The organism is Natronorubrum sp. A-ect3 (assembly GCF_041821125.1).
In the GTDB taxonomy this organism is placed as follows: Archaea; Halobacteriota; Halobacteria; order Halobacteriales; family Natrialbaceae; genus Natronorubrum; species Natronorubrum bangense.
Window position 1 is genome coordinate 58,592 of sequence record NZ_JBGUBB010000011.1, and the last position, 20,548, is coordinate 79,139.

Annotated in this window: 17 protein-coding genes and 1 pseudogene; 9 read left to right on the forward strand and 9 right to left on the reverse strand. The window is 57.7% G+C overall.

Annotated elements, in window-relative coordinates:
- Positions 1-184 precede the first annotated feature (184 nt).
- Positions 185-634: a hypothetical protein gene (locus tag ACERJA_RS19030; protein WP_373609792.1), complete on the reverse strand. Its 450-nt coding sequence runs from the start codon at positions 632-634 to the stop codon at positions 185-187.
- A 1,523-nt stretch (positions 635-2,157) separates the two neighbouring features.
- On the reverse strand, positions 2,158-2,847 hold the full coding sequence (locus ACERJA_RS19035) for a hypothetical protein (protein WP_373609793.1): 690 nt from the start codon (positions 2,845-2,847) through the stop codon (positions 2,158-2,160).
- Positions 2,848-3,023: 176 nt separating this feature from the next.
- On the opposite strand from ACERJA_RS19035, the pseudogene ACERJA_RS19040 reads away from it, so the two are divergent.
- From ACERJA_RS19040 to ACERJA_RS19050, 3 genes and pseudogenes are all read left to right on the forward strand, one after another.
- Positions 3,024-3,295: pseudogene (locus ACERJA_RS19040) on the forward strand (hypothetical protein); the annotation flags it as partial.
- 117 nt (positions 3,296-3,412) lie between these two features.
- A complete protein-coding gene (locus tag ACERJA_RS19045; RefSeq protein WP_373609794.1) occupies positions 3,413-4,627 on the forward strand; it encodes a GNAT family N-acetyltransferase in 1,215 nt (404 codons plus the stop codon).
- A gap of 338 nt (positions 4,628-4,965) precedes the next feature.
- Entirely contained in the window at positions 4,966-5,619 is a 654-nt protein-coding gene (locus ACERJA_RS19050; protein ID WP_373609795.1) for a ribonuclease HI family protein, read from the forward strand.
- Between the two features lie 358 nt (positions 5,620-5,977).
- Here the strand turns inward: ACERJA_RS19050 and ACERJA_RS19055 are convergent, their stop codons facing one another.
- Entirely contained in the window at positions 5,978-6,676 is a 699-nt protein-coding gene (locus tag ACERJA_RS19055; RefSeq protein WP_373609812.1) for an IS630 family transposase, read from the reverse strand.
- Complete coding sequence (locus ACERJA_RS19060) at positions 6,657-7,109, reverse strand: helix-turn-helix domain-containing protein (protein ID WP_373609796.1); 453 nt, start codon at positions 7,107-7,109, stop codon at positions 6,657-6,659. The genes ACERJA_RS19055 and ACERJA_RS19060 overlap by 20 nt, the downstream gene beginning before the upstream one ends.
- 365 nt (positions 7,110-7,474) lie before the next feature.
- Between ACERJA_RS19060 and ACERJA_RS19065 the strand changes: the two genes are divergently transcribed.
- The gene (locus ACERJA_RS19065; protein WP_373609797.1) at positions 7,475-7,660 is read left to right on the forward strand and encodes a hypothetical protein; all 186 of its coding nucleotides are present in this window, start codon (positions 7,475-7,477) and stop codon (positions 7,658-7,660) included.
- 205 nt (positions 7,661-7,865) lie between these two features.
- Here ACERJA_RS19065 and ACERJA_RS19070 read toward each other — a convergent pair whose 3' ends face one another.
- Complete coding sequence (locus tag ACERJA_RS19070; RefSeq protein WP_373609798.1) at positions 7,866-8,108, reverse strand: PRC-barrel domain-containing protein; 243 nt, start codon at positions 8,106-8,108, stop codon at positions 7,866-7,868.
- A 207-nt stretch (positions 8,109-8,315) separates the two neighbouring features.
- Between ACERJA_RS19070 and ACERJA_RS19075 the strand changes: the two genes are divergently transcribed.
- From ACERJA_RS19075 to ACERJA_RS19085, 3 genes are all read left to right on the forward strand, one after another.
- Positions 8,316-8,657 carry a hypothetical protein gene (locus ACERJA_RS19075; protein WP_373609799.1) on the forward strand — a complete coding sequence of 114 codons (342 nt, stop codon included), beginning with the start codon at positions 8,316-8,318 and terminating at the stop codon, positions 8,655-8,657.
- A gap of 310 nt (positions 8,658-8,967) precedes the next feature.
- On the forward strand, positions 8,968-10,017 hold the full coding sequence (locus ACERJA_RS19080; RefSeq protein WP_373609800.1) for an RNA-guided endonuclease InsQ/TnpB family protein: 1,050 nt from the start codon (positions 8,968-8,970) through the stop codon (positions 10,015-10,017).
- A gap of 490 nt (positions 10,018-10,507) precedes the next feature.
- Positions 10,508-10,696 carry a hypothetical protein gene (locus tag ACERJA_RS19085; RefSeq protein WP_373609801.1) on the forward strand — a complete coding sequence of 63 codons (189 nt, stop codon included), beginning with the start codon at positions 10,508-10,510 and terminating at the stop codon, positions 10,694-10,696.
- 673 nt (positions 10,697-11,369) lie between these two features.
- On the opposite strand, the gene ACERJA_RS19090 is transcribed toward ACERJA_RS19085, so the two are convergent.
- Together ACERJA_RS19090 and ACERJA_RS19095 are read right to left on the reverse strand one after the other, a co-directional pair.
- Complete coding sequence (locus ACERJA_RS19090; protein WP_373609802.1) at positions 11,370-14,597, reverse strand: PAS domain S-box protein; 3,228 nt, start codon at positions 14,595-14,597, stop codon at positions 11,370-11,372.
- A 292-nt stretch (positions 14,598-14,889) separates the two neighbouring features.
- Complete coding sequence (locus tag ACERJA_RS19095; RefSeq protein ID WP_373609803.1) at positions 14,890-15,333, reverse strand: pyridoxamine 5'-phosphate oxidase family protein; 444 nt, start codon at positions 15,331-15,333, stop codon at positions 14,890-14,892.
- Positions 15,334-15,587: 254 nt separating this feature from the next.
- Between ACERJA_RS19095 and ACERJA_RS19100 the strand changes: the two genes are divergently transcribed.
- Positions 15,588-16,979 (forward strand): ATP-binding protein, encoded by a 1,392-nt coding sequence (locus ACERJA_RS19100; RefSeq protein WP_373609804.1) that lies wholly within the window; start codon positions 15,588-15,590, stop codon positions 16,977-16,979.
- Positions 16,980-17,169: 190 nt separating this feature from the next.
- Here the strand turns inward: ACERJA_RS19100 and ACERJA_RS19105 are convergent, their stop codons facing one another.
- Together ACERJA_RS19105 and ACERJA_RS19110 are read right to left on the reverse strand one after the other, a co-directional pair.
- Positions 17,170-18,324, reverse strand: coding sequence for an ABC transporter ATP-binding protein (locus tag ACERJA_RS19105; protein ID WP_373609805.1), 1,155 nt, complete (start codon positions 18,322-18,324; stop codon positions 17,170-17,172).
- Positions 18,314-20,134, reverse strand: a complete 1,821-nt coding sequence (locus ACERJA_RS19110) for an ABC transporter permease (protein WP_373609806.1) — start codon at positions 20,132-20,134, stop codon at positions 18,314-18,316. Before ACERJA_RS19110 ends, ACERJA_RS19105 begins: the two co-directional genes overlap by 11 nt.
- 74 nt (positions 20,135-20,208) lie before the next feature.
- Here ACERJA_RS19110 and ACERJA_RS19115 point away from each other — a divergent pair, with 74 nt between their 5' ends.
- Positions 20,209-20,520, forward strand: coding sequence for a thiamine-binding protein (locus tag ACERJA_RS19115; protein WP_373609807.1), 312 nt, complete (start codon positions 20,209-20,211; stop codon positions 20,518-20,520).
- Positions 20,521-20,548 lie beyond the last annotated feature (28 nt).

Consider the following 20,548-nt stretch of genomic DNA (forward strand, 5'->3'; position numbering starts at 1 on the left):
TGGGTAATGTAAGCGGAGGGTCGGACGTTGAGATAGTGTCCATCGATGTCGACATAAATGCTCGTCATGACGCAACTTTCGAGGGGCCAATGATACAGCGCCTGCACGAGAATCCGCTATCCTCCGGTCTGGGCCGCTTCAGTGTCACGCCTCGAGGCACTCACCTTGCTGATCAAACACTAATTCACAGAGGGCTAAACCAGCCACCCATAGTGGCAATAAGTAACAAGAGAGGGAACAGTGCGATGCTCAGCGCGACAAAGTGCAGGGCAGTTGTCTCTGCAAAACGCGTTCGGGTGCGCAACTCCGCGGCCATTGTGAATGCCATCACGGAGCCGAAAAACAGCACGATCGACCCGAAGACACTCGCGTTGTACTCTGCCCGGACGGCTGGGCGATCAAGCGTGTAGTGGAACGCGAAGAGGTCGGCCCAGGCTGAGTCGTGGAACGCCCGCAACTCAGTCTCGTAGACGGGCGCGATGTGGTGGATGTCGGGTCCCAGCCCCCAGAGCCCACCGAGTGAAACAAGCCACAGCGGTATCCACGGAGATAGGCGATATCGGAGTGCAACAGGTGTTGCGACCAACAGCAGAATCGATGCGCCGACGAGGAAGTGGGTAATTGCAGGTGCCATCGGTGTGTGGGGGTCGGAAGACCGACCGAACGAACCGATCCGACAGCTGTGACCTTCGGTAATTTGTGAATACTCGTTTGGGGTTCACCGCCGATAGTACAGTGGATGTGTCTAACGGCCTGAATTAGTCGCGTAATAGATCTGCTTACCCTGTATCAACTTATACGCTGAACAGGCGCAATACCACGGCCTTCAGGCCGTGGATACGCGCCGTCACTGAGTGCCACGTTCCACCGTCAAGAACATAGCCGAGTTTTCAATCCTAACGTTCAAGTTACATGAATCGCTATACATCGGTAAGGTTAGGTCGGAACGAAGCGGATTCCGAACGACCTTCGGAGGTCGTTCGAAAATCGGAGATTTTCGTGATCACGAGAGACACAGTCTCTCGGACGACGGTCTGTCCGCCCATGTAACGAGGCAGTATCCGAAAGGCAGGCGGTGAACACCGCATTCCAGAAGAGTGCGGTCGCGTGCCTCTTGTTTCAACAAGCCCATGATACCTCCGAGTCTGTTGACGCTGACTCAGCGTTCGCCGGGCAAAAACAACCACGAACGTCGACGACGCCGAAGATAGGAGTAACGGCCACTTGGCATGGCCAGGCAGCCACCGTCACGACGGCTGGGTTAGATGCGGACTCCCGCAAAGTGGCGGAGTCATGGTTGCGAACCTGAAACTCCCACCGCTTGGGATTCCTCCGCGTTTACGCGGAGGAGGATGTCAATCAAGCTATTGTCCCCCCAGAGCAGGGAACAGTTAACCAGTCAGAACGCGAATGTATCTCTGTGAAGGGACTGACCCTGACTCGGACCGAACAAAAGAAAATCGGAGCAATAGTTGTTGGCGTTACACTTGGCATCCCAATTTATGCGATACTATTCAGCCTACTAGGCCTAATTGATCAACCAATCACCCTGTTGTTTCTTCGATTTTCGATCGCATTTGCGTTTGTTTTTTCACTTCCATTGGTGGCATTTTTTATTGCAATCAAGGATAAGACACCATGATGGCTGTGTTCACATACCACTGAAGATACTGTTAAACACAATGGCAATGAGAGAGCCATGCTGAATAAGACGGCCTTATCTCGAATCGGGGTGCTAAAACCCCGTCCTTTAGGGCGGGAATACAGAACCGCACATTTCGAAAACGTCCGAATCAACGGTTTTAGGTGCCCCACGGACGTATATTCAATCGTCGACGCGCCGGTTTCCCGTCGTGTCTCGACACCCACAAACTGGCAGTTGACTCGGTGTTTGCCTCATCAAACAAGTAAGCCCGTGGGACACAGACCGACAGAAAACAATGAAGTAACTCCGAGTCCCGTGCGGAATAGGAGTAACAGATGCGTGGCACCTCCATCGGTTTGTCGGACCGAAAACCATAAATCTCCCAACGAACCGCCCTTTTGATGGGCGTGGGAAGCCTCGTCGTCGTCGGGCTCTGTCCGACTGCCTGAGGGATCTTCGATCCCTCTCCGTTTACGACGAGGAGGATATCACAATCGGTCAGTATGTGGATCTCAGTTAGTTACCTTCCGAACGCACCATCCAGCGTAAGCCAACAACCCGCCACCCAAAGTAAATAGAACCACTCTGACTCCGCTAAGATTTCCACCTGCCGTCCAATGGCCGCCTTGAGATCGATATCGTGTTTGCCAATAATAGTCCTCGTCGTGTTCAATAATCAGGTTCTGTTCAAACTCCTCAACACGTTCGCCGTATACTGTAACCGATCCTGTTTCGACTGCCTCACGGACTTCTTTAGAGCGGTCCTCTGCATCCACACTGGCGTGTTCAACTGCATCCATACTGCTGATGTTTGAGAGCGTCAATATTGTCCTATTATTTTCGTATTCGCTTTCTGGAAGGTACATTTCGCCTTCAATTCTGACTATGGGATACAACCGCGGGTCTTCACTAGTAAGAGGGTCATCACGGGCCTCCTCGTAGTCATCTATGAATCCGTCGTATTCAACAGAACCCGTTTCAAGTATTTGTCTTTCCAAGGCACAAGGACGTTCGCCGGGACAGTGTAATACTTGTTCAGATTGCAGAAGAGCCACTTCAGCTACACTTTCATTTTCAATCTCTTCAACATGGTACGTAACTTCGAAATCTCCGCCTCCATCCGGGTAGAAGTAGAATGGGTTTAACATAAGGATGAGGCCGAGAAGTGCGATTCCCGCAACAGCAATATATGCACGGTTCATAAATCGTCTTTTGGTTCTTTATAAAAATATGTTTGATAATTAGTATATGCTAGAACATAGTGGCATCCAATGACGATTATAGAATACACGGAAAGCTATCCAGTACCTGCTTGGCCTGTACTTACAGAACATCGAGGAGAAAGCCCACGACGTCAGTCGTGTGGAGGATGTCAACGATCAAGCCCTCACGTTTTGGCTCCGTGCGGACACTGTTCGAGACGACCGACTACTGCCTCGAGAACGATATTTCTATCTTCGGGGGGTAGGAAGTTCGAACTCGGCGTCGGCCGCAAACACCTCCACGCGCTCGTGTCGCTGTCCTATTTGGACGCACAACGACATCGCCCCGGTCGGGTACAACGATCCAGAACTGGACGGTGATCTCCCCTCGAGTCCGCTTTCGCCGCCATCGGATTCCTTCGGTCTGGAGTGCCACTGCAGTACCTGATATCGGAGACCGGAGTCCAACCGGGGACTCGAGTCGCTACTGGTGTAGTTCGCCGGAGCCGACCAACCAATACCCGTACTACTATTGTCACTGAACGTGAACGAACACTGAACATCCGTGGCTGCCACATCAGATCCGTCGATAACGCTCGTTTCCGAGGAAGAGGTCGAAACGCGCCGTCGACTCGAGGAGATCGCGGCCGACGCATTCGCCACTCCGCAGGACTATCTTGTCAGTCTCTCCGCTCACACGCTCGCCGCACGGGTCGATGGCGAGGTCGTGGGTGGCGTCGTCCTCGATATCGTCGACGGGTCGGCGGGCGACGTCGGGATCGTGTCGTGGCTGTTTACCTCCCCGTCGGCACAAGGCCGGGGGATCGGAGACCAGCTGGTCGACGCCGCCCTGGACTATCTCGTCGAACAGGGCTGTCGGGCAGTCGTGACAGTGGTCCAGTGGCCCAACACTGCCTCGAGTGCGCTATTCGCCCGCAGAGGGTTCAGTCGTATTTCCTCGAGTACGCTCCTCGAACGGTTCGGCCCGAAACAGGGCGGACTCGTCTGGCTCAAGACGTTTCACTTCGTAAACGTCGGCTGTGATCTCTGGTATCTGGAACTCCCTGGAGAAGAGTCGTCCGAGCTGTCGGGGTATCCACCCGAAAAGCCCGCAAATGCAACTGATCGAGCGACCAGTGACAGTGAGGTCAGCAACTCTCGTGGCCGTCAGCGCCGCTCACCGCTTCGGACGGCCCGCCGTTTTTCCGAGACAGTCCTCGTTCATGTGGTCTTGCTCGCCATCGTCGTCGGTGGACTCGACGTCCAGTCGTGGGATCTGACGACTGTTGGTCTCGCCGTGACGGCCGGCGTGTTGCTCTCGCTTCGGTGGGTTCCGTACGCTGTATTCACGTCTCGTGACAGCAGGCAGTGGGTCTTCTGGGACTGGGGAAACGTATACCCGTTCGCTGGCGCCATCGCCGTGTTCGGTGGCTTCCTTCCCGTTCCGGGCCACATCACCCCCGAGCGGTCGGAGTGGGACTATCGTGACGAGCTCTCGGTGTTGGGCCCAGCGGCGACGGCATGGGGAGTTCTGTTGCTTGCCACGCTTCTCGGCGTTATCGCTATGAGTGAGTGGCTCGGCACGAGCGGCTGGCTCGAGGCTGCCACGCTGGAATCGCTGGTTCTCACGCTTACGGTGTTCGTCGTCGTGGACTTGTGGGTGATTGTCTGGCCCTTTGATAGCTACAACGGACGGATCGTCTACGACTGGAACCGTGTCGTTTGGGCGGTGCTCTCGGGTATCGCGGCGCTGATTCTGGTTGTATACTATTTCGGGTAGCCCGATACGGAATCATAGTAGCACTGAATATCAGTGCATACCTAATTGCACGATGGCTGTGCGATCGGTATGGAACCCGTTTCAGTTGTTACGCTATTTCATCGGATATCCTGACCAGCGCCACGGTCCAACCCAAATTGCGTTTTTCCGCGGCCTCCACTCTGCCGTTGGGATTCCAAGCAGCCAACTGATTCAAGATTGCTCGCCACTGGTGCCACCTGAAGAGATTATGTCGCTTGACCACCGAGGACCTGTATGCAGTGGTGCGATCAGCCAACGAGACCATCCGGGAGCGAGGGTGTGAGGGCTTGGAACCGAAGCCTGAAGGAGGAAGTGGCGTGACCGCTGACCCCCTTCCAGCCGAACACCTCTCGTCGCTCGCCACGCTTGTTGATGAGGTACTCGCAGGCGTCGGCTACGAGATGACGGCCGCCACAGACGTCATCGACAACGCTGTCCCCGGCTACGGCGGTCTCTTCGACCCTGCGACCTCCCCGGCCGAGTTGCGTCACGCGATCGAAACTCTGCCGGGGTCGGAACTCACTCACCCACCCATCCCAGAGCCGACGAGCGACACATTCATCCTCTATGTCGACGGCAGCTCCCGAGGCAACCCCGGTCCCGCAGGGGCGGGCGCTGTCATCATGGACGCTGCGGAGGACCAACTTGCCCGTCTCGGCCGACCCGTCGGCTCCCGGACAGGGAACAACACCGCCGAGTACGTCGCTCTCCAGCTCGGGCTCTCTGAACTATTGGCTCGCTACGAGCCACGTCGGCTGGAAGTGCGCATCGATTCGATGACGGTCATCCGGGACGTCTGGGGTGGCGATGACCCGACGGAACCGGGCGTCGAAACGTACAGCGAGGCCGTCGCAGCGTCGCTGTCGAGTATCCCGGAACACCAGTACACGCATCTGGCCGACAGCGACCCGAACCCCGCCGACGCATTGGCGACTGTAGGTGCCGATATCGCGGCCTTTGGGCCTGGCTAGTGACATCCTCCCCGTCGTAAACGGAAAGGGATCGAAGATCCCTCAGGCAGTCGGACAGAGCCCGACGACGACGAGGCTTCCCACGCCCACCAAAAAGGGCGGTTCGTTGGGAGATTTACGGTTTCGAGTCCGACGAACTCGTGGAGGTGCCACGCATCCGTTACTCCTATCCCGCACGGGACTCGGAGTTACTTGGTTATTTTCTGTCGGGCTGCGTCCCACGGGCTTACTTGTTTGATGAGGCAAACACCGAGTCAACTGCCAGTTTGTGGGATGTCGAGACGCGACGGGAGACCGGCGCGTCGACAAACGAATATACGTCCGTGGGGCACTAAGTACCGTCCCAAACGTCGAGTGACTAGTTCTCAGCCTCCTCGATAGTTGGATAGAGGCGGTGTAGTTTCGTTCGAGCGTCTTCGTTTGTGAATTGCCAGTTGACCGTTACATCTAATTCATTGCGCTCAGCTTCCCACGCAGCGACCTCCGACTGGAGGGTCGCTGCGTCCGGAATTCGGCGGTTGAGACACTGTGTCTGGAGCGTGCTCCAGACGAGTTCGGCCATATTCAGCCAACTTCCGTGCGTGGGCGTGTAATAGAACTCGAACCGATCGAGATGCTCGCGTGCGCTCTCAGGCGAGAAAAACCGATAGAAGGCAGCCGGATTGTGCGTGCTGAGGTTGTCTAAGACTACCCGGATGCGGTCTGCATCCGGGTAGTCGTCGGCAATCGCCTGCATACAGTCGATCCATTCACAGGTCCGCCGTCGTTCAGTCACATGGAGACGACACCGGCCAGTTAACGGCTCAGTCGCCAGGTGAAGCATTCGTTTCCCATTGCGTTCGTAGTGGTGATCTGTTCGAGCGACCGCTCCCGGCGTCACCGGGAGCGGGTCGCGGACGTGCTTTCGAAGTTCCTTACTGGACTCGTCGAAGCAGATGACTGGACGGCTCTCGTCGTACGGTTCTTCGTACAGAGAAAGGATCGTTTCCATCCGATAGACGAACTCTGCGTTCTCTTTGGGCGGAATAAGCCAGTACTCAGAGCGGTGTGGCTTCAGGTCGTTTTTTTAGCCGCTGTCGGACGGTTTCCTCGGAGATTGAGTCGAACTCGATCTCCTCAAGCGTGACAAGGCGGTCAGCGAGAAGCGCGTACGTCCAGCGCGTTCGGCCTTCTGGTGGCTCTGAACAGGCGAGAGCGACGAGATGGGCTTCAGCCCGGCCATCGAGTTTCGGCGTGTAGTCTCTGTCGGGTTTGCGGCGATGGATCGCCGCAATCCCTCGCTCGGAGTACGCTTTGCGGGTCCGATGGGGTGTGCCGACCGAACACCCGACGTGCTCACAGATGGCCGCATCTGTGAGCCCGTCATCAGCCTTCAGGAGGATCCGTGCGCGGGTGATTGCTTCTGCCCGGTGTGTGCCTTTCGTAACGAACGCTTCGAGTTCAGCGCGTTCTTCGTCTGAGAGATCGACGATGTACTTCTTTCGGCTCATTCCTGTAGATACGCGCCCAGAGGAGATAACCTAGCTGTCCACGCTTGGGAAGGTACTAAGTCTTCCGTTGGGACGTTTGCGAAACGTGCGGCGCTGTATCCCTGCCCTAAAGACGGGGTTTTAGCGCCTCAATTCATGATAACGTTACGCCGCTACGGATTTCGACGAAACCACCGAACTGTTGCTCGAGTCTCTTTCACTCGCTGGTTGCTCACGCCATTGATCGACTATTAAGGCGAGTGCGGCGATGGGATCGGACAGGACCAGCCACTGGTCGTCACATCGTCAGCGGTGTCGGGACCTCATGCTTGATTCACGCGACACAAATACGAGTACTCATGATCTCTCACTCGTATATTCTAGCTATGACCAGTCCCCTGCGAATCGTCGGTCTTGCCGTGGTCGGTCTCGTTGCACTGTGGATCGTCCTCGAGATCGTCGCCGTCGTCTTCGGAATCGTAACGTGGATCGTGAGTACGGTCGTCTCACTCGCGATTCTTGCTCTGTTGCTGTACATTGGCTACATTGTCGTCACGAACGTGCTCTCCTGAAGTTGCACCACGCCAGCGCCTCAGAGCGTGTTCCGATTGGGTTCCGTGTTATCCGCTGCAGAACGATTCGTTTGCCGTGTCGTAGTCGACGTACTCTTGATCGCGCTCGCTCTACTCGAGCGATCCCGTCTCGCTGTCGCAGTTCGTGCTGGACTACTGTCTGTACCGTCTTGGATACTACTGCTTGACCTGCTGTTCAGGCCGTCTAGTCGGTATCGATAATAATCTGGTCGTTCACCGTTTTGATCTGGCTCACGGGAATCCGGAGCCGATCATCGTCTGTTTCGTCGGTGACCATTGACGAAGATTGGTCTTTCGGATCGACAACGAGGTTGCAGAGTTCGCCGGATTCGGGCTTCATTGTGACGTTGTACAGCGTCCCAAAACTGGTGCCGTTGGTCCCGACAATGGATTTTTGCTGCAGGTCTCGGCCTAAGATCTCGCTCATATTGTCTCCATACTATATCTATATATTAAATAGCACGGGGACACAGCACTCTTCGAGACACAGCCTACATAAATGAGTACGAATTGGTTACCCAATGTAGTCATCTCCATCAGCAATCCAATTCGGTTGGATTACGCCCAATCCATATTGAGTGTCCGAACTATCGGCCGCCCTTATCTCGTCGTTCCGTCGTATCTGAACTGCATCATGACAGATCGAACAATCACACGTCGCCGGCTGATATCGCTTGCCGGCGCGGGTGCAGTAGTGGGACTGGCTGGCTGTGGAGACCTCGGAGAGACTGACGAGGACGAGACGACCGCTGATGAAGATGGTGAGCCAGACGAAGACGACGAGATGGACGACGAGGATGGACTCGAGGAGGAAGAAGACGATGACGCGGATGAAACCGAAGCCGGTGATGGGGACGATGGCGCGGATGAGAACGGAACCGGTGATGAAGACGATGACGCCGAAGTTCAGGAGATTGAAGGGTATGGCCGCGACGCTGACCTCGAGGACGACGGTGACGAGGAGAGCGGTGGGTGAGAGACGTAGTTGGCGTTCTATGAGGGTGTCGTAGAACGATTGGCATGGTGTTTCTCTCGCACCACCCAAGCTGAACCATCCGTTTTGATCACCGATCTAGTTTCCAGATACCGTGGTGATTGGTTTCGGCAACTATCGCCATTGATAACGACTTTGACAACCAAGTCCCCTGCACTTACGGAGAATCAAGGAGAGAGCCCCGTGCTTCAGCGCGGGGATGAATCCGACAGTCGATGACACAACCCTCCGACGATAGCACGGCCTGATATTCCAACAGATACTTAAGCCAACCTATCTAATTACAGTTGTAATGGTCACGGTGACTGTCACCGCGAAGTTCCACAATCCATCCCTCTCACGGCGGAAAGAGTGGCAACACGCCTCTCGCCTCTACCGTGATACCAAACAGTTCTGTACCGACGGATGGGAGAACGGCGACTTCAGCAAATCCGTGACCACCGCCAGCATCGACAACGACCTCTACTCGGCTATCCAGAACCAAGCCATCCGAGAGGCGAAATCCGACCACAGTAAGGATGGAGCGGTTCGCTACCGAGAGAGTCAGCCGTTCGCAGTCAACAACCAGAACTGGGAGATCGACACGACCGAGAACGGCACGGTCGTCGTCGGCTTCCCGTGTGTCTCCCAATGGTGGTACACACCCATCGAAGTGTACGACGATATTGCCGACCCCGTAGACCGTCTGGTCGAGGGCAACGCAAAGAAGACGCGACTTCAACTGTACCGTCGTGGCGACGACTGGTACTGTACGTTCAATATCGAGTACGACTCCGACACGTCGGGTGAGACGCCCATTGGTGTCGATATTGGTGAGCGACACATCCTTGCTGTGACCGCATACGGCGAGGACGAGTCGATGTTGGTGTCGGGCGGTGAGGCGAAGTACGTTCGACGTAAATATCGTTCCCTACGCGATTCGCTATCGGAGGCGGGTGCGCTTCGCGCACGTAACCGCGTGGGTGACAAAGAACAGCGTCGGATTAAGGACTTGAATCACAAACTCTCCCGTCGCCTCATCACGTTTGCGGAGCAGTTCGAGAATCCCGTCATTCGGATGGAAGACCTCGAAGGTATCCGCGAAAATAGTTCGTGGTCGGGCGTTCACTCGTGGCATTTCCACCAACTCCAACAGTTCATCACGTACAAGGCTGAACGCGCTGGTATCCGCGTCGAGAAGGTTGATGCGTACCATACCAGCCAGCGGTGTTCGGCGTGTGGTTCGATGGGAACCCGTGATGGCGACCGCTTTTCGTGTTCGGAATGTGGGCGTGGACGCCATGCTGACCTGAACGCTTCGGAGAATATCGCACAACGGGAGGGTGAACCATGCACGGCGTAACAGTTCAGCTGACGCGAACCGTGCTACCTCGCTGGTTGAATAGCCAGCCGTCGTCATCGGGCTACGCCCGATTGCTCGTGGGACAACGTCCCACGCTGTTGACGCCTGTAGTTGACAGGGAGGAAGGCCCCATTGACAGGGCTACACGCGCTGGAACGCACACCGTTGGTCACAACTCGGTGGCAACCGTTGACGGCCCACGCGAAAGCGTACTTGAGGTCCGAGGAAACGCGCAACCTGAATATCCCCTTCGGGGAATCCTCGCCCTTTAGCGCGGGGAGGATGTCAATGATGACCGTCAGTACCGCAAGGGACGCGGTGTCTGGGCATGGTCGCCCGGCTCAGTTGAAGTCAAAGACTGTCACCTCGACATGAACACCACTACTCGTTCGTCGCCGGAGCAAATGAGAAAGGGAGTCAGATCGATGTCTCCGGGACGGAGTGGGATGACGAGTTCAATGGCGGGTGGCGCACCATCGGCGATGGATCCGTGAATTTCAAGGACGGAAACGGCAACGATCCCGAAAACTTCGTCCCCGAAGGCTGTCCGACGTCGGCCGATGATGCAGTTCCTGCAGACGATGACTCTAAGGACGACGCCCCATCTCTCGATGACTACCGGAGTGATGACACCGACCGGGCCGAAACTGATGGCCTTCGAAAGGCGTTCTCCGACTGACGCAGTGGACGTATCGGCATGGTGTTGCTGGCCACGGTCTTCGGCGCGTGGCTCAGTGGCTGAGATAGTCGCTCAACGCCCACCCGGAATGAGTAGGCGTAGAGTCCACGGACAAGTCCCACTCTCCACAAGTGAAGCCGTCAGGGTGAGTGAAGTTGGGTAGGGCAGTTGAGCCGCAGGTGAAGTACCGCGGGGGCAAGCCCCGCGGCTTCACCGTTTTGACCGCACGTCCCAAAACGGGCCGCGCCGTCGCAGGCGAATGTAATTCCCCTCGACCTTCCCGAAATGGGTCGGTTGGAATTAACACCCGAACGCTCGCTTCGTCCGTGAGGGTCGGCGGCTCCACCCCGCCCAACAACACCCGTCGCACCACGCCAAAGACGCGGGTTTTGAGAGGTGTCGCATTTCCTCGCAACTGCCGGCAGTTGCTTCGGATTACGGTCTTTAACCCACGTCGCAACTGTACTCGTCAATACGGTGAGATGCATCATATAGCTTACGCGATTCACCCTCGAGGTCAAGTGGTTCGAGAATCGGAGATTCTCGTCATCACGGAAATCGGAGATTTCCGTACGACCCCGAGGCACTCTCGCTGCTTTTCGGTAGATACCAAAACGCAGAGATTTCCAGGATCGCCCTCGGCCAGCAGAATGTCACCGGATCGCTGTTGTGGTCACTTCTTTCCAGCATCTGCCGCTGGCAGCGTAAACGAGAACGTCGCGCCTTCTCCTGGTTCGGAGTCGACCCAGATCTCGCCGCCGTGACGCTCGACAATCCGTTCACAGAGTGCGAGGCCGATCCCGGTGCCGTCGTACTCCTCGCGGCTGTGAAGTCGGTCGAACACCGTGAAGATGCGGTCTTGATTCCCGGAATTAATCCCGATCCCATCATCTGCAACCGAGATCACACACTCTCCTCGACGGCGGTGGGCACTGACATGAACCCGTGGCGGTTCGTCCCCGCTGTACGTGAGCGCGTTCGAGAGGAGATTCTGGAACACCTGCCGCAGCTGACCGGCGTCGCCCTCGACACGCGGGAGGTCTTCGGCAGTGACCTCGGCGTCACTCCCCTCAATCTTGAGCTGGAGATCAACGAGCACGTCGTCGAGAAGAGCGTCCAGATCCGTCGGTTCGAACGAATCGCCACGCGTCTCGACACGGGAGTACTCGAGGAGGCCGCCGATCATCTCACGCATCCGCTCGGCCCCGTCGACGGCGAACGCAAGGAACTCCTCACCATCCTCGTCGAAGGCATCGCCGTAGCGCTTCTCGAGCAACTGGAGGTAGCTCGTGACCATCCGGAGTGGCTCCTGAAGGTCATGAGAGGCCGCGTAGGCGAACTGCTCCAACCGATCGTTGGATTCCTCGAGCTTGCGTTGGTACTCACGGCGCTCGGTGATATCCGTCAGGGTGACGACGGCGCGACTCACGTCGCCACACTCGTCTCTGATCGGCATGCCGTGCTCCATGATGATGCGTTGTTCGCCGTCGAATGCGCTGATCTCGTAGATGTTCGGCTCCGTGACCTCGGCTCCGTAGAGGACCTGTGACATCGTCCAGTCGTCTAAAGCAACCGGCTCGTCCGTATCCGCCCACACCGCGGGGTACTTGTCGTACTCCGCGATCGACTCTGCATCGAACACGTCACCGCCCCAGATCTCCCTGGCTGTGTCGTTGGCTCTGATCAGCGACCCGTCTGCGTCGGCGACGACAACGCCGATCGGGAGGATATCGACCAGCGTCTCCAACTGCTCCATGGTCCGCTGGCGCTCGAGTTCGGCGTGCTTGCGCTTGGTGATATCAGTCAGCGCGCCTGGGAACGTCAGCGGACTGCCGTCGTCGTCGCATTCGACGCGACCGCGTGCGACGACCCAGCGGAGTTCCCCGTCGGCGTTCCAGACACGGTACTCCGCTTCGTACTCGCTGCAGGTCTCGACAGCGTCCTCGACCTTGCCGACCACTCGCTCACGGTCGTTCTCGTGGACGGCGTTGATGAACCGATCGAGCGAGACGCCCTCCTGGGCCGCGTCTGGATCAACACCGAAGGTCCGAGCGAACGACTGCCCGACGATCATCTCGTCGTTCTGGACGTCCCACTCCCACGTCCCGATTGCGCCGGCCGCTGTCGCCGCCTCGAGCTGGGACTTGGCGTCCCGAAGATACCGTTCGCTCATCTTCTGCCCGGTGATGTCCTGAGACATGCCCATGGCGGCAAAAATCTCCCCACTGTCGTCTCGAACCGGCATGAAATAGAACTGGTAGATCCGATCGCCGATCGTACTCTCGAATTCGGATGCTTGGCCGTCGAGCGCGTCCTCGTACCGTGGGACGACGACGTCTGCCAGCTCTTGCGGCAGTGCGTCTCGAAGCGGCTCCCCCTCGAGGTCCGCACGCGTCACGTCCGTGTCTCCCTCTGGGGTGCCGCCGAAGGTGACGTACCGGAAATCCTCGTCGACGAGCGCGACAGCGCCGTTCGGGAAGTGTTCGACCAGCGTGTGGTAGCGCCGTTCAGACTCTTCGAGTTCGCGTTCGCGCTGCTTGCGCTCGGTGATGTCTTGGACTACGCCAACCGCACGAGTCGGCTCCCCATCGCTGTCGAAGTGGAACTCTCCCTGGGCCGATATGATACGCTGCTCGTCGTCGGCTCGGGTGATCTGGCACTCGAAATCCCACGTTCCCGTCTCGAACGCCGCTTCGAATCTCCGTTTCACTTCCTTGCGGTCGTCCGTCTGGACATGGTCGAGGAATGTCTCGAAGTCCCACTCGTCGAGCGGGTCGTCGTAGCCGAAGATGCGGTCGTGCTGTGGGGAGCGGATGGGCGAGTCCTTCGTCTGGAGGTCAAGCTCCCACGTCCCCATCTCTCCGGCTTCGAGAGCGAGCCGTAACCGCTCCTCGTTTTCCTGTAACTCGCGCTCACGCTGCTTACGTTCGGTGACGTCACGGTCGGAGACAATGATGGAGACGACGTCACCGTCGTCGTCCATGACCGGTCTGAAGACGCCGTCGAGCGTGTACTGTTCGCCGCTGGGCCTGGTGAGATCGGTCTCGAAATCGACGTATTCGCCGGCCGCTGCGCGCTTGATCCATTTCCTCACGTCTGCGCGGATCTCCTCGCCAGCTCCCCACCATGGCGTCTCCCAGAAGGGATCGCCGGCCACGTCGTCGAGGTCGGCCTCGATGTACTCCATCGCCGTCCCGTTGATGTCAACGACCGTTCCGTCAGGTTCGAGGAGGCCGACGAGGATGTTCGGGTCCTCGAAGATCGCCTCGAAGCAGCGCTTCGTCCGCTCGAGTTCGTGTTTGCGTTTCCGGCGCGCCGTCAGATCCCGAGCGACTGCGAGGACGTACTCCCGGTCGAGTTCAACGTGGGTCACGGTGACTTCGACCGGATACGTCGTCCCATCGCCTCGCCGGTGGCGGCCGTCGAACGCGGTCGTTCCGCTTGCCCGCAGTTCGTCGACGAGCGCGTGCCACTCGCTCAGATCGTCGATGTCGACCTCGAGGTCGGGAACGGATAGCGAGAGCAGCTCCTCTCGCGAGTAGCCACTGCGCTGACAGGCCGTCTCGTTGACGTCGATGTACTCCCCTGTGTCGGGATCGACAATCAGCACGCTGTCGGTCGAGTGGTCGAGCAAGGTCCAACACAGCTCGAGATCGTGCTCACGTCGGTCTGGCGATGGCGGTTTCGGTGACAATCGTGGCTGCCACCAAACACGCTCGTTCGTGCCGACGGTCTTCGTCTCGAGTTCGTCGTAGTCAACAAGGCGCTCGAGGCGCTCGCAGGTACTCTCACGATCGAGACCAAGTCGGTCTGCTACTTCGATCGTCGTCAGTGGGGCTCCGGACTTCTCGAAAAGCGAGAGTGTCTCTCGGAGCGTCTCGCTCAACGAACTGGCAGTCACTGTTGTGATCAATCACTCTCCAGCAATAAGGTCTCCGCTGGGGGAGTTGGATACTGGTTTCGGTGGCGAGCGGCGTTTGCTCGCTTATGCTCGTCGACGTTCACATCGGTGATCGACGTCACCTGTTCTCCGAAGCGAGCGTTGGGTAGGCCCGAACGCGGTAGGTCGGAGTAGTTCACGGACGGTATGAGACAGATGCCCCGACCTCATGCCGTCCGTGAATATTGCGCAGAAAGGGCAGTTCGAAGAGAGCGTTCTCCAGTTGGATATCGTGCCGTATCCGGCGTTGAGGTCACTGCTCGAGTTCGAATTTCGTCTTCGTCTGCTCGTCGCCGAGGTTTTCACGACCGGTGAGAGATTCAATCTCGAGTTCATACCACTCGATCGCCGTCTCACTTGCTTCCTGCCGGACGGCCGTCTCAACGTTCGCAGCGTTCGTGAAAAAGATCGCTGCAGCCCAGTTCGCAACGTCCTCACTCGAGAGCGACACCAACGATCCAGTGGCGATCGCACTCTGCCACGTATCGTCAGCATCGTACTCGTAGGTCGTCAGGGTGACAGTGTCGCTCGCCTCGAGAAATTGCTGCTTTTGACTCGCTGTGTCGAGCACGAACTGCATGATACACCGCCCCGTCTCGAGGTCATACCCATACGAGATTGGAACTCCATGTCCATCGTTATCGTCTGCAAGTGAGAGCACGCCGTGGCCACGACTCGCAAAAAATTTCTCGGCCATTTTTGCAGATATGCCGTCGCCAATGTTAGCCATATATCATATTTTCCGCTCTCCCTTTAACCCCTTCCGATTGACATCCGAGGACGGGACGGCTACGACTCGAGTGCGTACCGCAATTGGACTATGATATGTTCCTGATCGACGGGCTACATTCGATTACAGTTGACCTTTGTCTACCCGAGTAAAATCACGATTTTACTAACTGCGATTTAGATAACCAGAACCATTATTCTCACGGGAGTTCAAATGAGACTATGACCAATCCGCGCTTTGTCAACCGCGAAACTGAACTCGACTTGCTGGCATCTCGATTCGAGCGTGACACAGCCGAGTTGATTGTCGTATACGGTCGACGGCGGCTTGGAAAGAGCGCACTTGTTCGCGAAGCGATTCAGGGACGTGACGATGCCATCTACTGGCAAGCGACTGAAGAAACGTCAGATGCCCAACTCGCAAACTTCGTCGACACGGCTAGCGAGACGTTTCCTGTACTGGATGACATACAACGCGATTGGGAAGCCTTACTTCGGGCGCTCGGGCGACAGAACGCAATCGTGGTTCTCGATGAGTTCCCATATCTTGTCGAATCAGACGATGCACTTCCCTCAAAGATTCAGCGTGTCTGGGACATGCATCTTGAGGATACGGACATAACCCTCGTACTCGTTGGATCATCGATTAGTATCATGGAAGACAAAGTCCTCAGTGGGGGAAGCCCGTTGTATGGGCGACGGACAGGGACGGTCGATCTTCCACCGCTTGACCTTGTGGATGCACAACAGTTGTATCCCGATGACGACCCCGATTCGGTTATCCAAACATGGGGAGTGTTTGGCGGGACGCCGTACTATCTCCAAGCGCTCACACCGTCCGCTTCGCTCGGCGAGAACATCCAGTCACACATTCTCTCGGAACACGGTATTCTCCACAACGAACCTGAATTCCTGTTGCGCACGGAGTTCGGGATTCGCGAGCCACAAACGTACTACACGATTTTGCGGGCAATCGCAACCGGCAAGCGTGCAGCCAACGAGATTGCCGATTTCGCTGGCGTCGACTCAAATACCCTCGGTGCATATCTTTCGAAACTTCGCCGTCTCCGACTGGTTGCACGCGACATTCCTGTGACTGCAAATCCGAACGCAACGCGAAAGAGTCGGTATCGACTGAAAGAGCCGTTGTTCCAGTTCTGGTTCCGGTATGTTTACGGCCAGCAAGGAAAGCTCGTCCAACTCGGCGACGACGCCTACGACCAGTTGGTCGAACCGACGTTTACCGACTATATGGGCACGATGTTCGAGCAGGTCTGTCAGAACGCGCTTCCATCGCTGATTCCCAAGACGTACCACGGAATTGGGTACTGGTGGCACCAGCAACACGAACTTGACGTCGTCGGGCTCGCAAGCGATGGCACACTCGTCGCTGGCGAGTGCAAATACACGACCAGGCAGATGACCGAAGGCGACTTGCACGACCTCGAGCGCAGCGCAGCACAAATCCGGTGGTCGCCACCGAACGATACTGATCTCGAGTATCACTACTGCTGTTTCTGCCGATCCGGATTTTCCGATGACTTACAGCAGGCGGCTGCGAATCGCGACGATGTTTCGCTGTTTACACCTGAAGACATCGTGGGGTGTCCCTAAATGCGAATAGTGGGGGATATTGGCGGCATGGTTGCATTCCAATAGACTGTATGCAAACAGAACTTGGTACGGCCTCTGTTCTTTGCACTGTTCCTGACTGACTCAATCCTATGGCAAATTTTTGCTCGTGAATACCGTTTGGTTTCCTCGCTCTCGGGGGATCAGTTGAAATACGGTTTGGCCGCCCCTCTTACGAAACGTCGATCACGTGTACAGCCTCGGGCTCGAACGCCACCGTCACCTCGCCGGACAAGGGGTCGTGTGTCCGCACGAGCAGTTCCCGATCGTACCACTCAAGATGCACTCGCGTCGTTTCGCCGAGGAATTCGGCGCTCACGACGGTTGCAGTCGTCGCGTTGATACCATGCTGGTCGGACGGCCGCTGACCGCTCGAGCGCTCTTGTCCGCCGTCGATCCGTAAATACTCGGGTCTGATACAGAACGTGACCTCGTCGCCGATCTCGATTTCGTGTTCAGCAACGGCAATCGTGAACGTCTCGGGGCCGATATCAACCTCAACCTGTGGCAATTTGCCTGTGGTCTCGTCTACCGAGGCGACCGTGCCAGTAAAGACGTTGTTGTCGCCGACGAACTCCGCGACGAACCGGGTTTCGGGGCGGCGATAGATCGCTTGCGGAGGTGCGATCTGTTCGGGCGTTCCCTCACGCATGACGGCGACCCGATCGGAGACGGCGAGTGCTTCCTCCTGATCGTGGGTGACGTAGATCGTCGTAATCTCGAGTTCCTGCTGGATTGCTTTCACCTGGACTCGCAGGCGTTCTCGGAGCTGGGCGTCGAGCGCACTCATCGGCTCGTCGAGCAAGAGCACGTCGGGGCCAGGTGCCAGCGCTCGAGCGATCGCAACCCGCTGTTGTTGCCCGCCCGAAAGCTGGTCTGGCTTGCGAGCTTCCATCCCCGCGAGATCGACTAACTCGAGGAGTTCCGAGACGCGCTGTTCGTCGGAGACGCCACCGGGTGCGTCGGCGAACTGCAGCCCATAGCTGACGTTTTCGCCGACAGTCATGTGCGGAAAGAGCGCGTAGTTTTGGAAGACAACGCCGATATCACGATCTTCAGGCGGGACCCCGGTGACGTCCTCGCCGCCGAAAGAGAGGACGCCCTCGGTGGGCGTTTCGAAGCCTGCGATCAGCCGGAGCGTCGTCGTTTTGCCACAGCCGGAGGGGCCAACGAGGGTGAAAAACTCGCCCTCGCAAACCGATAGTGAGACGTCGTCGACGGCAGTTGTCTCCCCGTAGCGTTTACTGACGCCCTCGAGTTCGAGAGCGATCGGTGCCTCGGTGTTTGGCGATGCGACGTTCGAGAAGGCGCCCTCCTCAGATGCCAAAGCTCTCACCTCCAAGTCGATCGATGATAACGAAACTCACGCTCGTGACGACGAGCAAGACAACACCCATAGCGGTTGCCGGTCCGAGTCGGCGACCGATGAAGCGTTCGATTGCGATCGGCATCGTGTACTGGTTGGTCCCCGTCGCGAGGATGATCGTCGAGGAGAACTCGCCCATCGAGATCGCGACGACAAACACCGCCCCGGCGACGACGCCCGGCCAGACCAGCGGCAGTTCGATGTCGACGAGGGCCCGAACTCGAGAGGCTCCGAGGGCTCTTGCGGACTCGATAAGCGATCGATCGATCGACTCGAGGCCGGGGGCAACCGTCCGAACGACGAACGGGTAACAGGAGACGGCGTGAGCAGCGACGATTGCGAGTGCACCCGCGATCGTAATCTGCCACCCTGCAATCTCGATGCCGAAGACGGGACCTCGAAGGAGGCCGATACCGACAACGATCCCCGAGACGGCAAACGGCGCCATCAGGGTGACATCGACGAGTTTTCGCCCGCGATACTGCCGGGTCGTCAGCACGGAGATCGCCAGCCCCATCGGCAAGGCGAGTGCGAGCGCGCCCGCTGCAAACACAATCGAGTTGCGGATGGCCGTCCACGGCTGTACCTGAAACGCCGCGGCACTCGACTGGCGATCGATGAGAAACTGGTAGTGAGCGACCGTGAGCCCGTTGGGCCCGCTGACGCTCGCATAGATCATACTGACGATCGGTGCGACGAAGACGAAGATGGCGATACCACCGTAGACGCCAAGGCCGACTCGCGGGAGGAGTTCCCGAACCGAGAGCGTCTTGGGTACGATCGGTCGCCGGGGGAGCGGTCGAATGCCCCGCGATTGGACGACGTGTTTCGCCTCGTATCGGAGATAGGCATAGAGAATACCGAGTGAAATGACGAGTTCGACGATCGCCAGTGCGGCGGCTTCGGTGTAGTTCAGGTTCTGGATCAGGTTGTAGACGAACACCTCGACGGTCACGAGATTGAGGCCCCCAAGAGCCAGCACGATCGGAAACGTTCCAAACGTGAAGACGAAGGTGAGCGCGGCCCCCATCAGGATCGCCGGGTAGAGCTGTGGGGCGACGACATCTAAGAACGCACGGTGTGGACTCGCCCCGAGACTTCGGGCTGTCTCGATTGCACTGGCGTCGACCGACTCCCAGGCCGCGGTCGTCACCCGTGCAACGAGTGGGGCGTTGTAGAAGGCGTGAGCGAGCAACACGATCTCGAGGGTGTACAACATCTCGAACGGGCCGAGGCCGACGGTCGAAAAGAGTCCGTTGACCGTCCCATTGCTACCGAACGTGGCGACGAAGCCAACGGCAACCATGATCGACGGCATAACGAACGGCAGGATCGTTAGCGATCGAAGTGTTCGCCGGCCACGAAACTCATAACGAGCCAGCAGGTACGCCGCTGGAAGCCCGAGGGCGACGGCGACGAGCGTCGAGAGCCCCGCCTGATAGGCGGTGAAGCCGACGACCCCGAGGCGGCGATCGCTCGAGAGGAAATCTCGTCCCACAGCAAGCGGTGACTCACCCGAAAGCAGCCGGGCGAAATCGCCGAAATAGAACGGATCCCGAAGGAGGTCGACAAAGACGGAGAGTGTGAGGACGCCCTCGACGAGAACGGATTCGATGAAGACGGTCGCAACCGGGTAATAAAACATCAACACCAGCAAAATCCCCGTCACGACGCCGAAACCGGCGATTGCTCGCCGTTCAACGGTTCCGTGGATTCGCCGGGCCAGCGTGTCGGAACTGGCGTCTTGCTGGTCAGTGCCGTCGGTCGTCATGTGGCTCCACTCCATGTAACCGACGGTGTCAGCCAAACCCAACGATTATACTGTGGTCGGGCAAACGCCGTGGTATGACCGTATTCGGACTGCTTCGTGTCACGCCAGTAACGACCGAGGATATCACCGAAGACGTCGCCGCGGCGATCGACGCGCTCGAGAGCCACGACGTCACGTACGAGACGACCCCGATGGCGACGATCATCGAGGCTGAGGACATCCACGAGCTGTTTGCCGCGTGTGCAGCCGCTCACGAAGCGGTCAGCACCGACGAGATCCAGACCCTGGTGCAGGTCGAAGAGAAACGGGCCGTCGAAATGACCGGGACTGACAAGATGGATGCTGTCGAAGGCGAACTCGGTCGCGAGGCTCGAAGCGACGAGTAAGCCCCGACTCGAGTCGCTCATCGACTCC